Annotated in this window: 14 protein-coding genes and 1 pseudogene; 8 read left to right on the forward strand and 7 right to left on the reverse strand. The window is 68.9% G+C overall.

The features are described 5' to 3' along the window. Window positions 1-318 precede the first annotated feature (318 nt). The 3 genes from ACGFYU_RS37560 to ACGFYU_RS37570 are packed head-to-tail and all read left to right on the forward strand — an operon-like array spanning window position 319 to window position 2,446. Complete coding sequence (locus ACGFYU_RS37560; protein WP_393831794.1) at window positions 319-1,197, forward strand: DUF5753 domain-containing protein; 879 nt, start codon at window positions 319-321, stop codon at window positions 1,195-1,197. After that, window positions 1,194-1,391 (forward strand): DUF397 domain-containing protein, encoded by a 198-nt coding sequence (locus ACGFYU_RS37565; RefSeq protein WP_393831795.1) that lies wholly within the window; start codon window positions 1,194-1,196, stop codon window positions 1,389-1,391. Before ACGFYU_RS37560 ends, ACGFYU_RS37565 begins: the two co-directional genes overlap by 4 nt. Window positions 1,392-1,444: 53 nt before the next feature. After that, window positions 1,445-2,446, forward strand: a complete 1,002-nt coding sequence (locus ACGFYU_RS37570; protein ID WP_393831796.1) for a BtrH N-terminal domain-containing protein — start codon at window positions 1,445-1,447, stop codon at window positions 2,444-2,446. A gap of 8 nt (window positions 2,447-2,454) precedes the next feature. Here the strand turns inward: ACGFYU_RS37570 and ACGFYU_RS37575 are convergent, their stop codons facing one another. The 4 genes from ACGFYU_RS37575 to ACGFYU_RS37590 form a co-directional block, all read right to left on the reverse strand. Then, complete coding sequence (locus tag ACGFYU_RS37575) at window positions 2,455-3,021, reverse strand: hypothetical protein (protein ID WP_393831797.1); 567 nt, start codon at window positions 3,019-3,021, stop codon at window positions 2,455-2,457. Continuing rightward, entirely contained in the window at window positions 3,018-4,022 is a 1,005-nt protein-coding gene (locus ACGFYU_RS37580; RefSeq protein WP_393831798.1) for a hypothetical protein, read from the reverse strand. The genes ACGFYU_RS37575 and ACGFYU_RS37580 overlap by 4 nt, the downstream gene beginning before the upstream one ends. A 113-nt stretch (window positions 4,023-4,135) precedes the next feature. After that, the gene (locus ACGFYU_RS37585; protein ID WP_393831799.1) at window positions 4,136-4,468 is read right to left on the reverse strand and encodes a hypothetical protein; all 333 of its coding nucleotides are present in this window, start codon (window positions 4,466-4,468) and stop codon (window positions 4,136-4,138) included. Then, on the reverse strand, window positions 4,465-4,866 hold the full coding sequence (locus tag ACGFYU_RS37590; RefSeq protein WP_393831800.1) for a hypothetical protein: 402 nt from the start codon (window positions 4,864-4,866) through the stop codon (window positions 4,465-4,467). The genes ACGFYU_RS37585 and ACGFYU_RS37590 overlap by 4 nt, the downstream gene beginning before the upstream one ends. Before the next feature lie 150 nt (window positions 4,867-5,016). Here ACGFYU_RS37590 and ACGFYU_RS37595 point away from each other — a divergent pair. Further along, window positions 5,017-5,229 (forward strand): annotated as a pseudogene (locus ACGFYU_RS37595) (response regulator transcription factor); the annotation flags it as partial. Window positions 5,230-5,302: 73 nt separating this feature from the next. Here the strand turns inward: ACGFYU_RS37595 and ACGFYU_RS37600 are convergent. Together ACGFYU_RS37600 and ACGFYU_RS37605 are read right to left on the reverse strand one after the other, a co-directional pair. Then, on the reverse strand, window positions 5,303-5,791 hold the full coding sequence (locus tag ACGFYU_RS37600; protein WP_393831801.1) for a hypothetical protein: 489 nt from the start codon (window positions 5,789-5,791) through the stop codon (window positions 5,303-5,305). A gap of 60 nt (window positions 5,792-5,851) precedes the next feature. After that, a complete protein-coding gene (locus tag ACGFYU_RS37605; RefSeq protein ID WP_393831802.1) occupies window positions 5,852-7,435 on the reverse strand; it encodes a beta-N-acetylhexosaminidase in 1,584 nt (527 codons plus the stop codon). A gap of 90 nt (window positions 7,436-7,525) precedes the next feature. Between ACGFYU_RS37605 and ACGFYU_RS37610 the strand changes: the two genes are divergently transcribed. The 3 genes from ACGFYU_RS37610 to glmS all read left to right on the forward strand — a co-directional run bounded on the left by ACGFYU_RS37610 (window position 7,526) and on the right by glmS (window position 10,650). After that, window positions 7,526-8,425: a DUF4429 domain-containing protein gene (locus ACGFYU_RS37610; protein ID WP_393831803.1), complete on the forward strand. Its 900-nt coding sequence runs from the start codon at window positions 7,526-7,528 to the stop codon at window positions 8,423-8,425. Window positions 8,426-8,522: 97 nt separating this feature from the next. After that, a complete protein-coding gene (locus ACGFYU_RS37615) occupies window positions 8,523-8,798 on the forward strand; it encodes a hypothetical protein (protein WP_215020422.1) in 276 nt (91 codons plus the stop codon). 34 nt (window positions 8,799-8,832) lie between these two features. Further along, the gene (gene glmS / locus ACGFYU_RS37620; protein WP_393831804.1) at window positions 8,833-10,650 is read left to right on the forward strand and encodes a glutamine--fructose-6-phosphate transaminase (isomerizing); all 1,818 of its coding nucleotides are present in this window, start codon (window positions 8,833-8,835) and stop codon (window positions 10,648-10,650) included. Window positions 10,651-10,683: 33 nt separating this feature from the next. Here the strand turns inward: glmS and ACGFYU_RS37625 are convergent, their stop codons facing one another. After that, window positions 10,684-11,967 carry an RNA-guided endonuclease InsQ/TnpB family protein gene (locus ACGFYU_RS37625; RefSeq protein ID WP_393831805.1) on the reverse strand — a complete coding sequence of 428 codons (1,284 nt, stop codon included), beginning with the start codon at window positions 11,965-11,967 and terminating at the stop codon, window positions 10,684-10,686. Between the two features lie 286 nt (window positions 11,968-12,253). Here ACGFYU_RS37625 and ACGFYU_RS37630 point away from each other — a divergent pair, with 286 nt between their 5' ends. Beyond that, window positions 12,254-12,736: a GNAT family N-acetyltransferase gene (locus ACGFYU_RS37630; RefSeq protein WP_393831806.1), complete on the forward strand. Its 483-nt coding sequence runs from the start codon at window positions 12,254-12,256 to the stop codon at window positions 12,734-12,736. Window positions 12,737-13,276: the final 540 nt, after the last annotated feature.

Consider the following 13,276-nt stretch of genomic DNA (forward strand, 5'->3'; position numbering starts at 1 on the left):
TCAAGGAGTATTCACCCACAGCCGATGCACGCGGGAGCACCAGGACGGCGCACATCCCAGCCAAGATCAGCTACACCACTCCACGGGACACCATCGCCCCCGGACTGTTAGCGCAGTCGCGGGGGTCTTCTCCTGCACGACACAGACACGCCCCGCGATGACACACCTACGGAACGTCACCGAACCACGGTAGAACCGCAATTGCTGCGTCCGCAAGGGAGTCTCTACGCAAATTTGCGATCCACTCGTTCGTGGGGCCACCCTGGCCGCGTTGCACGCCAACCCGGCAGACTGTCACGGATGTTGAGAGGAGTCGCCATGCCCGCAGGTGGGAGGCCCACAGTCCGGAGTCGGCGACTCGGGGCGGCCTTGAAGCGCCATCGCGAGGCCGCGGGAGCCGACCAGGCCACCGCTGCGGAGGCGATCCTCAAGTCGGTGTCGAAAGTCAGCCGCCTGGAGAACGGCCTTACATCGGCCTCGGCGCTCGAAGTACGCACACTCCTGGATTGTTATGGGGTCCAAGACGCCGCCGAGCGCGCCCGGTTGGAGGGCTGGGCCAAGACAGGCAACCAGCGGGGCTGGTGGCTCGACTTCCAGGAGGCCGTCACCCCGGACTACGCCGACCACATCACGCTGGAGAACGACGCGACCTACATCCGCTCGTGGCAGCCGGTGCTGATCCCGGGCCTGCTGCAAACCGCCGATTACGCCGAGTCGGTCATCACCTCCGGCCCCACCTTCATCCCGGCCGAAACCGCAGCTCGGTTGGTGCAGGTTCGCCAAGAGCGACAGAAGCGCATTCACCAGGGCGGAGTTCAGTTCGCCGCTGTCATCTGGGAGCCTGCGATCAGCTCGATCGCGTCCGTCCCTGCCATCGCTGTTCCGCAGTGGAGTCGCCTGCTGGAGGCTGGCGAACGCCACAACGTGACCGTGCAGATGCTGCCGGCATCGGCCAGTCGCGCCGCAGGCGTCGCAGGGCCGTTCGTCAGTTTCTCCTTCGGCGATGAACCGACCGTAGAGGCCGTAGCCGTCGAGAACCTGCCGAACACCTCGGTGATCGAATCGCCGGACGATATTGCCCTCTACGTGAACGTGTTCGACCGACTACGCTCCACAGCACTGTCTCCCGACGAGACGGCAGACCGGATCCGGCAGTTGCTCAAGAACGCGCAGCGCACCACGGGAGAAGCACCATGACCGCAGATATCGTCAGCGCGTATCGCAAGTCCTCATACTCCGGCCAGCAGGGCGACTGTGTCGAGGTCGCCGGGACGGCCGACGGCGGGCGGGCTGTCCGGGACAGCAAGGACACCACCCGCCCCGGCATCCGCTGCGCCGCGCCCGCCTGGGCCGCCTTCCTCGGCGCGCTGAAGACCTCCGCACACGCCTGAGGACACAGCGCGGTCGGCGTAGTGGCCGGTGCCTCCCCGGCTAGGGTGACCGCATGACCGTGCTCGCATACGAAGACTTCGGCACCGGACGCCACCGCGAGGCCTCCCTGATCCGGCACGCCCTGGGCAGCGTCCACGACGAGGAGCTCGTCGCGGGCCTGGCCGGGGGGATCGGCTTCATGTACTTCGTGTTCGAGTACGCGGGCCGGCTCCCCATGGTCACGATCGTGGCCCAGGCCCACCCCGAACCGTGGGTCCAGGTCGCGCTCGGCCGCCTGGGGATTCCGTACGAGGCCACGCGCGCGATGAACCCCCGCTGGGGCAGGGTCCGTGCCGCGCTCGACAAGGGGCAGCCCGCCTTCTGCGTGGTCGATCGTGCCTCGCTGCCCTGGCACGGGGCCGACCCGGACGCCGAGCTGACGGGCACCGACCCGTACACCGTCGTCATCGCCGGGTACGACGGCGACGACCTGCTCATCGAGGACGGTGCCGTGACGCCGTACCGGATCGACCGCGAGGAGTTCGGGGCTGCCTGGAGCGCACACCGCAAGGGCCGCCACCAGCTCATCGTGCCCACCGGGCCGGCCGAGGGAGAGCCGGATGTGGCAGGGGCGATCGCCGGCACCGTCAAGCACCTCACCGGACCGGTCCTGGGGAACAAGTTCGACGTGAACTTCGGTTTCACCGGGATGGAGAAGCTCGCCGCGCAACTGCGCGACGGCACCACCAAGGCGGGCTGGGAGCGCCGGTTCAGCAGCTCTCCCGAAGCCTTCCGCACCGGCACCGGGCGGCTGTACGCCTGCCTGGAGGAGGAGTGGACCGCTCCGGGCGCGACCAGGCCGCTGTACGCCGACTTCCTCGACCTCGTCGAACGCCCGGAGGCGGCCTCCCTCTTCAGGGAGTCCGCCCGGCATTGGTCGGATCTGGCGGCCATCGCCAAGGGCGCCGACCCGGACGCCGACACCGAGGGGCGCCGGGCGCTCTTCGACGCGTGCGCGGAGCACGTGGACCGCTGCCTGGACCTGGAGCGGCAGGCGGTACGGGCGATGCAGTAGCCCCTGACCTACCGAGGTGTGCCGGCGGGTTCCGGGCAGTGGTACTTCCGGGCCAGGTTCCTCGCGGTGTCCAAGAGGGCCGCGCGGACCACCACGACGTCCTGAGGCCCCACCGCTGACATGATCCTCAGCTCCAGGAGAACGGCGCTGCCCTTGCCGCCCAGCTCTGCCCCGCATTCCTCGGACAGCCGGACCCACGACCGCTGCGTGCTCACCGAGCCGGTGAGCCCGTCCCCGACCGGCCTCGCGTCGGGGCGGGTCAGCTCGACCGGCATCATCTTGCGGACACCCAGCCCGAAGAGCAACACACCGGAATCCTCGTTCGGCGACACCAAGCAGATGGGCTCCGTGAGTTCCCGGTCCGCACGGGGCGCCGGCCCCGTCTCGTCCGCATTCAGCCCGCTCCCGCCGTCGGTGCGCAGCCGGGCAGCCGTGTCCTTGGACAGAGCACCCCAGCACATGTTCCCGCTCAGCGGGTCCGGGTGCACCACCGGCCAGAACAGGGCTGCGACCACGGCGGCCACCAACACGACCGGCAGAACCAGGCGGTTGTCGCGCAGCTTCAGGCCGTTCACTGGCAGTGCGCCTGGCGCGACAACGCTTCCCGGAATCCCGCGAAGATCTCCGCGTCCGGGCGCAGGGCCTTTGCCGCCGCACCGTTCTTCGCGGTGTCGGTGAACGGGGTCGTCAGCTGGAGGAGGGTGGGCTTGCCCGCACAGGTGAGCAGGGCCTCGTTGCCGCCACCGGCGACGGCTGTGCTCCGGGAGGCGGCGATCACGGTGGCGTCCTGGGTGGCGGTGAGATTCCGCAGCCCCTGCTCCCCCTTGGCACTGATGGCGCATGACCAGAGGCGCAGGTCCCCCGGTGTCACGTACTCCTCGATACCGAAGCCGTCGGAGGTGAGGGGGCCGAAGCCCGGCAGGCCGCATGCCTTCGTCTGGTCGACCGGGCGGGCCGTGAGGAGCCCCGGTGACCAGTCGGGTGCGCTGTAGGGGATTTCGGCGCACCCGAGTCGCCTGGTGAGGTTGGCCGCGGACGTCATCAGGACTTCCGTCATGCGCTTCTGGAGCAGCTCGTCCTTCCATGTCTTCTCTTGGCCGTCCACAGTGTGGATCTGAAGGTACGGCCATCTCTTGAAGCCCACGCCCCTCGCACAGGAGGCCGGGAGGAGGACCCCGGCGTAGGACCTGTTGCCCCAGCCGGGCACCCCGTCGATCGGGGCGCGGACGAGGGACTCGGCCGCGACTTCGTCCGCTGTCCGCCACACGCCCATGCCCTCGTCGACGCCCTGGACCGTGAGGTGGAACTCGGGGTACTTCAGGTCATCGCCGTACACGAGGCAGGCGGCCGACGGCCGCTCCTTCAGGTCGTCCTCCTTCGACTCGTATCTCTTGTGCGACTTGGGGCTCAAAAGGGCCACGTCGTCCTTGGTGAGGGACTCCCAGCAGAAGCTGGTCTGCAGTGCAGGCTCCTCCCCGCCCCGTGTAAAAGCGAACACGCCCGCCGCCACCAGCACGGCCCCGGCCAACGCGGCGATGATGATTCGGCTCCTGCGGCTGCTGATCCCGTTACCCACGCCCTGGTGCTTCCTTCCGATGAATCCCGAGCCGTCGTCGAGACCGACCGGGCAGGCGGTCCTGCACCCGCGCCGGAGCGCTTCCTCGAACCGCGGCCTCAGCCCGCTCATCACTAGTACTGCCCCATGTACCTGTCCGCGCCATTGATGCCGTTGCCGTACCACTGCTCGGTCAGAGGCTGGAGCTGGCCCTCGAACTCGCCGGTGCTCCGGTCCATCTCCGCCTGAGTGAGGCCCTTCGCTCTGGCCGCCGATTCCAGGATCGTGTTCATGTCGCGGCTACCGCTGAAGAAGTGGTCTGCCATCTTCTCTCGGGTTGCCTTGTCCACGGCAGCGTTCAGTTCGTTCTGGTGCATCGTCGTACCGATGTCGACGCCTCGCTGGATCATGTCCCCGACCATCGGCATATTGGTGAAGAGCGCCCCGATGCCGTGGTAGGCGGTCATTTTGTTCCAGTTGTTGACATCCTTTTCGGCTTGGCCCAGGTCGTAGATGACATCGCCGCGCACGCCGTCGAGATGACCGAGGACCGAGGAGGACTCCCTGACCCAGGCGCGCAGTTCAGCTCGGCCAGCGCGTTGCCCGCATCGAAGCCGCCGCCCTTGAGCGTGCTCGCGGCGGCCTCACTCCCGGCCGCGGCGTGCTTGCCCGCACCGTCCATCCCGTTGAAGAGGAGGTACGCGTCATGGCCGATCCGGCCAAGGTCATCGGCGTGGACGATGTAGTCGGCGGTGCCCGGCCCGCCTCCGTACTCACCCGTCCCACCTGGGTCGTACCCGGGCGCGCTGTTCAGACGCATTAACGCTTCGCCCTTGCGCTGCTGCCACTCTTCGCTGAACGACATGCGAGCCCCCGTTCCTGTCACTCGAACACATCGGCGCTGGCAGGCTATACTTGCAATTTCGCCGTGGTCGCCGAAATGATCACTTCATACGGATCTCATACGGGACGCCTGTGCGGGTCTCCCGATCCTGGCCCCAGGGCAGCCCCGGCCGGCCTCAACCGGCAAACCGGCCGCGAGCGCGAGGCCGTCATCCTGGTCGCGCAAGGCCTGTCCAACGACGAGATCGCGGACCGCATGGTGATCAGCCCACTGACCGCGAAGACCCACATCAACCGGGCCATGACGAAACTCCACGCCCGCGACCGCGCCCAACTCGTCGTCCTTGCCTACGAGTCAGGCCTGGTCACCCCGCGCACCTCCTGACTTCGCCGCGAGGCACAAGGCCTCGGGCGTATCGAAGGGGCGCGGAAACCTGCACCGCGCCCCCTCGGTTCGGTCACCGCGGGCGTCGCCTGTACCCCCGTAACCAGGCGACGCCCGCGGTCCGCCGCGGCCGTAGGGCCACGGCCCCCGCCCCGGCGGGCAGGCAGGCGGCGAGCCACGGCACGGTCAGGTCCTCCAGGCCCGTGCCGGCCGTGGCGATCTCGGTCGGCGGCCGGCCGTACGGCTCGTACGAGGCCGTGCGGACGGCCGACAGGCCCTGCCCCGGCCACAGGGTGACCGCCACCAGCAGCCGGCCCGTGCCCGCCGCGAGCTGCTCGTGGACGTAGACCGCGCATTCGGCGCCCATGTGCGCGAGCCGTTCGCGCACCGTCCCGCGCCCCAGCAGGCTGACGGACGCCAGGGAGCCGAGCGGGTCCGGCTGCGGGTACCGGAACGCCCAGACTTCCTCCGCCACCGCACCCCGGGAGCGCACTTCGGCGCACGCCCGCCGGAAGACGTCCTCGTGGATCCTCTGGAAGAAGTACTCTTCGCCACCCGTCATACTTCAAGTGTGGGACGCAGACGGGCAGTTGTGGAGGCGATTTCTAGAAAAGTTCTCTAGTTAGCGCTGCCACGGCACCTCCAGGTCCCGGAAGTAGGCGACATCCTGCGCGTCCAGCCGGGGCCCCTGCGCGGCCAGCCGCTCCCGGTACGCCTGCCAGCCGAGCGCCCGCGCCGGGGACCAGCCGAGCTCCGCCAGGCCCAGGACCCGCGGGAATGCCATCAGCTCCCAGTCGCCCCGGTTCGCGATCGTCTCCGTCCACAGCGGGGCTTCCAGGCCCAGGACCGCGGATTCCGGGACGCCGGAGAGGTAGGCACCCGGGTCCCAGGAGTACGCGCGCCGCACCGGGACGTAGCCCGCCCAGGCCAGCCCCGGCTTCGTCGCCTTGTCGTATTTCATGTCCAGATACAGCCGGTCCGCGGGGGAAAGGATCAGCGGGTGCCCGGCCTTCGCGGCCTTCGCCACCGCCGCCTTCTCCGCGGCCGCCGTCCGGTCGTGGCCCCAGTACTGGAGCACCGCGTCCGCCGCCGGCCGCGCCGACGACAGCTGGTGCCAGGCGACCACCGTCTTCCCGTGCCGGCCCACCACCGCCTGGGCCCGGTCCATGAAGGCCGCGTAGTCCGCCGCCGGGGTGGAGTGCGCCTCGTCGCCGCCGATGTGGAGGTAGCGGCCGGGCGTCAGCTCCGCCAGCTCGCCGAGCACCTCGTCGATGAACTCGTACGTCCGCTCCTTGCCGACGCACAGCGAGCTGAAGCCGACCTTGATGCCGGTGTAGCGGGCCGGGGCCTTCCCGTCGCAGTTCAGTTCCGCGTAGGAGGCGAGCGCCGCGTTCACGTGGCCCGGCATGTCGATCTCCGGGACCACGTCCACGTACCGGTCCGCCGCGTAGGCCACCAGCTCCCGGTACTGCTCCTTGGTCCAGTACCCACCCGGTCCGCCGCCGACCTCGCTGCCGCCCCCGTACGAGGCCAGCCGCGGCCAGGAGTCCACGGCCAGGCGCCACCCCTGGTCGTCGGTGAGGTGCAGGTGCAGCGCGTTGACCTTGTACTGGGCGAGCTGGTCCACGTACCTCTTGACCTGCTCCACCGTGAAGAAGTGCCGCGCGACGTCGACCATCGCCCCCCGGTACGCGAAGCGCGGCCGGTCGGTGACCGTCCCGCCCGGCACCGTCCCCGGACCCGCCACGGGCACCAGTTGCCGCAGGGTCTGGCCCGCGTGGAACAGTCCCGCAGGGGTCCGCGCGGTGAGGGTGACCCCGCTCGGGCCGGACTCCAGCCGGTACCCCTCGTCCCCGGTCCCCTCGGCCTCCTCGTCGATCCGGAGTCGGATCCCGTCCCCCTCGGCCCCGTCGACCACCGGCAGCGACAGCCCGCTCGGGGCGCGCAGCTGTTCCGCGAGGAGCTCCCCGACCCGCCGGACCTCCTCGTCGGGTCCCGGGCCGGTACGAATGACCGTGCCCGCCCCGAAGGCGTAGCCGCGGCCTTCGGCGCGTGCGGAGGCCGGAGCCGGCAGGAGCCGTTCGAAGGGGGCGAGGGCGGCGCGGGGGGTATCCCCGGGCCGGGCGTCGTCACCGCGGGCGGCGGTGCAGGAGGCGACCGCACCGAGCACGAGGAGGGCGCCGAGCGTCTGTCGCAGGACTCTCATCTCAATCTCCTTGCCTGGAACCGGCCGAGGCAAGTCAAGCGCCCCGGTATGGACCAACTGGACCGCCTCGGCCGGTGCGAGAATCGCCGAATGGCGGAAATCATCCAGAAGGACGGAACCTGGACGTTCGACGGCGACGCGGTGCGCATCGTGCCGGGCCGCGACAAGGAGGTCGGTCTGCTGCGGCAGACCCTGGGCGAGGTGGTCGTGCCGCTGCGCGCGCTCGCGGGGATCTCCTACGAACCGGGCCGCAAGGCGGGCCGGCTGCGCCTCAGGCTGCGCGACGGCGCCGACCCGCTGCTCCAGGTGACGGGCGGACGGCTGCCGGAGTCCTCGGACCCGTACCGGCTGAAGGTGGAGGCGGACCGGTCCGGGGTCGCGGAGTACTTCGTGGACGAGGTACGGAACGCGCTGCTGCTGGACCAGGTGGACCCGGGCCCTTCGGAGGCGTACCTCCTCCCGGGTCCGGCGGTCCCGATCTCGGTGGGCGCGGGCGACGGGACGGTGGCCTTCGACGGGGACCGCCTCGCCCTGGACTGGAACTGGACGACAGAGGAGGCCAAGGCCTCCGGCGGGCCGCGCGAGTTCCGGGTCGCCGACCTGCGGGCGGTGGAGTGGTCCCCCTCGAAGGGCCTGGACAACGGCTGGCTGCGCTTCACCCTGGCCGGCGCCCCGCCGGCCCCGGCGCCCAAGTACGACCCGTACACGGTGGAGTTGTTCGGCTTCAAGAAGGACCCGCTGATGGCACTGGTCGCGGCGGCCGTGGCCGTACGGATGCCCCACCCGGCGGCGCGGCGGGAGGCTCCGGCCGACGGGGCCGCACGGCCCGCGGAGCTCGCGCCGTCGGCGACGCCCGCCTCCGGCGCCTCCGGCGAGGACCACGACGTCCTGCTGCGGCGGCTGCGCGAGCTGGGCGAACTGCACCAGGCGGGGGTCCTGACCGCCGAGGAGTTCACGGCGGCGAAGCAGGTCATTTTGTCCCGATTCTGACCGGAACCCCCCATTCCTCTGGTCCAGACCAGGAAGATCCTGCCCGGATTCGGGCAGGATCTTTGCGTTCGGCGGCTTGACCCGTCAGTATCTACGGGTGCTCGACCGCCGCCCATCGCATGACGATCTTGTCGAACACCTGGTGCGCAGCACCTCGCTCCAGCGGGGCGAGGCAGCCCGGGTGGTGCTCGACGTGCTCGCGTACTTCGACGAGACGACCGAGGACTTCGTCCGCCGCCGCCATCGCGAACTGCAGTCGGGCGGCGCCGTGAACGCGGAGATCTTCGAGCGGATCGCGGCGGAACTGCCGCACCGCGCCGTGGCGCCCCCGGAGCTCTCGCTCCGGCAGCTGCGTCGCATCGTCTACGGCTGAGAGCCACCGGAACTTCAGGAGGGGTAACACTTTTATGTGCGGAATCGTCGGTTACATCGGTAAGCGTGACGTGGCACCGCTGCTGCTGGAGGGTCTGCAGCGACTCGAATACCGCGGATACGACTCCGCGGGCATCGTCGTGAACAGCCCGAAGGCCGCCGCCCTCAAGGTGGTCAAGGCCAAGGGCCGGGTCCGTGACCTGGAGTCCCGCGTCCCCAAGCGCTTCGCCGGCACCACCGGCATCGCCCACACCCGCTGGGCCACGCACGGCGCCCCGAGCGACATCAACTCGCACCCGCACCTCGACGCCGAGAACAAGGTCGCGGTCGTCCACAACGGCATCGTCGACAACGCCTCCGAGCTGCGCGCCAAGCTCGAGGCCGACGGCGTCGTCTTCGTGTCCGAGACCGACACCGAGGTCATCGTCCACCTGATCGCCCGCTCCGAGGCCGACACCCTGGAGGGCAAGGTCCGCGAGGCGGTCCAGGTGATCGAGGGCACCTACGGCATCGCCGTCATGCACGCCGACTTCGCCGACCGCATCGTCGTCGCCCGCAACGGCTCCCCCGTCGTGCTCGGCATCGGCGAGAAGGAGATGTTCGTCGCCTCGGACGTCGCCGCGCTGGTCGCCCACACCCGCCAGGTCGTCACCCTCGACGACGGCGAGATGGCCACCCTGAAGGCCGACGACTTCCGCACCTACACCACCAGCGGTGCCACCACCACCGCCACCCCGGAGACCGTGGAGTGGGAGGCCGCCTCCTACGACATGGGCGGCCACGACACCTACATGCACAAGGAGATCTCCGAGCAGCCCGACGCGGTCGACCGCGTGCTGCGCGGCCGCATCGACGACCGCTTCTCCACCGTGCACCTGGGCGGCCTGAACCTGGACCCGCGCGAGGCGCGCGGCATCCGCCGCGTCAAGATCCTCGGCTGCGGCACCTCGTACCACGCGGGCATGATCGGCGCCGGCCTCATCGAGGGCATGGCCCGCATCCCCGCCGACGCCGAGCCGGCCTCCGAGTTCCGCTACCGCAACCCGGTCGTGGACCCCGACACCCTCTACATCGCGGTCTCGCAGTCCGGTGAGACGTACGACGTGCTCGCGGCGGTGCAGGAGCTCAAGCGCAAGGGCGCCCGCGTCCTCGGCGTGGTCAACGTGGTCGGCTCCGCCATCGCCCGCGAGGCCGACGGCGGCGTGTACGTGCACGCCGGTCCCGAGGTCTGCGTCGTCTCCACCAAGTGCTTCACCAACACGGTCGTGGCCTTCGCGCTGCTGGCCGTGCACCTGGGCCGCATCCGCGACCTGTCGGTCACCGACGGCAAGCGGATCATCGAGGGCCTGCGCCGGCTGCCCGCCCAGATCGAGGAGATCCTCAAGGGCGAGGAGGACATCAAGAAGCTGGCGGCCGAGTACGCCGAGGCCAAGTCGATGATGTTCATCGGCCGTGTGCGGGGCTACCCGGTGGCGCTGGAGGCCTCCCTCAAGCTCAAGGAGATCTCCTACATCCACGCCGAGGCCTACCCGGCCTCCGAGCTCAAGCACGGCCCGCTCGCGCTCATCGAGCCCTCGCTGCCGACGGTCGCGATCGTCCCGGACGACGACCTGCTGGAGAAGAACCGCGCGGCGCTGGAGGAGATCAAGGCCCGCAGCGGCCGGATCCTCGCGGTCGCCCACCGCGAGCAGGAGAAGGCCGACCACACCATCATCGTCCCGAAGAACGAGGACGAGCTGGACCCGATCCTGATGGGCATCCCGCTCCAGCTCTTCGCGTACCACACGGCGCTGGCCATGGGCCGTGACATCGACAAGCCGCGCAACCTGGCGAAGTCGGTCACCGTCGAGTGACGATTCTCCCCGCGCTCAGCGCGGGGATTCCCTTCAGGTCGCGTGAGCGGGCTTCGGGGCTTCACGCATCCGCCTCCGGCCGGTGGCCTGGACTCGCACCCTGGGGATGCTGCGCGTGCTGTTGATGTCCGAGCCACCCGTCCGGCGGGCTCGGGCCTCGATCTCCACCGAGGCATTGCGGTCGGCATCGTCCTCGTACCCGCAGCGGGTACACGCGAACAGCCGACCGCATCCCATACGGGATTCGGGATCGACCAGGCCACAGGCGGCGCAGGTCTGGGACGTGTGGAACGGCGGCACGGCGACGAGTGCAGACCCGTACATGCGGGCCTTGTACTCAAGCTGTCGCCGTCGCTCCCCCGGAGTGTTGTCAAGGATGGCCCGGTTCAGTCCGGCCTTCTGCCGGACCTGCTTACCCGGCACTTTGGTAGTGCCCTTCGCGGACGCGGTCATGTTCTTCACGCGCAGGTCCTCGATGCCGATCAGGCCGTGGTTTTTGGCAAGGCCGGTGGTGAGTTTGTGCGTGAAGTCCCGCCGTCGGTTCCCCCGGCGGGTGGCGAGCTTCGCGATCTGGGCAATGGTCTTACGCAGGCGATTCCCGTACTTTCCTGCGTTGTGTTTCTTGGCGTAGGTGATCTGGCGCGCCTTGCGCCGCTCCAGCACCTTGAGTCGCTTCTCCTCATTCGTGGTGAGCGTGGGCGACATAAGGCGGGGTGCGGTCTCGGTGGACACGTACGCGGACGCGGTGACGCCGAAGTCGACGCCACACGCGGGCTTTCCGTTCGGTGCGGCCGGCTTGCGGCCGGTGTGGACACCGAAGGAGACGTGCCAGCCGTTACCGCCCCGTGAGACGGTGGCGTTGCGGATCGTCCCCCCGAGGGCGCGTGACAGCCTGAACCTCAGCCAGCCGAGTTTTGGCAGGCGTACCTCGGCCCACTTGCGGTTCAGCTGGCGGACCTCGACCGCCTGGCCGGGGAACGAGACCGATAACCGGTGGCCACGCTTCTTCCTTGACGGAAACCCGGCGGGGTGGCTTGGGTTCCAGAAATTGTCGTACGCCTGGTCCAAGTGGCGCAGAATCTGCTGTCCAGTCTGCGCAGGCAGGTCACCGATCCAGTCAAGATCTGCACGAGCCGCCGTTAGGAACTTGCACTGCTCAACCGAACGCAGGGTGAGCCGACGCTGTTCCCACAGGTATACGCGCTGTTCCAGGGCCACATTCCACAGAGCGCGCGCCGTATGCCCCCACCGGGTCAGGACCTGGTCCTGGACGTCGGTGGGGTAGGCACGATACTTCCGCCCCGCGTCTGCCTTCACGCCGCCCATCTTGCCGATGCCCTACGCCACAACAGCCCAAGATGCGCAAAATGATAGAAAGTGCACTTTCGCACGCGCTGTGTTTCCTCTTTCGCAGCGGAACACCGGCTGAGGTTGTTCACCAGCACCCATCCGACACGCTCGTGGAGCCCGGTCCAGTACGCATAGCAGAGCAATTACCGAAACCTGGACCGAGTCGTTGATGTCGCGGCTGAGCGAAGTGACGAGAGCTTTCGGGCTTGGAAACCAGTAGCGCTGCCCCAGGCGGGATATTGAAGATGGCGGAATGGACATGCAGCAGGTGACCTTGCGGAAGATGACGCCGGCGGAGTATCGCGCGGCGACTGAGCATCGTGAAGCCGAGTCGGCTCATGTGCTCAGCAAGTTCATGCCGGAAGAGCTGGCGCGAGAACGGGTCCGACACGGTACCGCCAAATTCCTCCCTGACGGACCCGACACGGCTGGTCATCATCTCGTGATGGCGGAGAACGGATCAGGCGAGGTGGTGGGTAACGCGTGGATCGGTCCGGATCCGGGCCAGGCATCGGGCACCACTAACTCCGCGTGGCTGTACGACATCAACGTTTTCGAGCCGTTCCGACGCCGTGGATATGGATCCGCCATCCTCACCGCCGCCGAGGAGCTCGTCGCTCGCGAGGGCAAGACAGCGCTCGCCTTGAATGTCGTCGGAGCCAATGAGGCGGCCATCTCAATGTATCGCCACAGCGGGTACGAAGTGTCGTCAATGTCCATGCGCAAGAACCTGTAATGGCAAGAACCGATCGGCGGCGCCTACTCAGGTGACCAATATCCTTGCTGAACAGCGGTAGGCCCAGATGTCGGGACGGGGTGCGGGTCAGGGCTGCCTTCCATACGCCGGGCAGCCCGTTGACCAGAACAGCGAGAGCCCCGGTCATGCCGCCGCCTGGGGCTCACCGAGCTGGCCGCGCTCGAAGCGGGCTCCAGCGCGGGGGTCTGGGCGGACTCGACAAGCTGGAGCACCATCGCCAGGCCGACAGAGCAGGAGTCGGCGCTCTTGGTGACTCTGGCGCGGAGCCGGACTGCGGCGAAGGCCGACTCGATGGGGTTGGTCGTAGCCGTTGCGGGCCACCGATCGCCGACCGTCGTCGTCCCGCTTGCTCGGCGACCTATCGATCAACCATCCGGGAAGGTACGCCCTCCCGAGCCGATCAACAGGTTCTGAGGATTCCTCCCGCTAGTACTCCAGTGGCGGTTCGCTATCTGGCCTGGTCGAAGGGTTCGCTCGGAGTGTAGGGGCGGGGTGGTGGGCCCGGCTGGAACTCAGCAG

Source organism: Streptomyces sp. NPDC048337, from assembly GCF_043201175.1.
GTDB lineage: Bacteria > Actinomycetota > Actinomycetes > Streptomycetales > Streptomycetaceae > Streptomyces.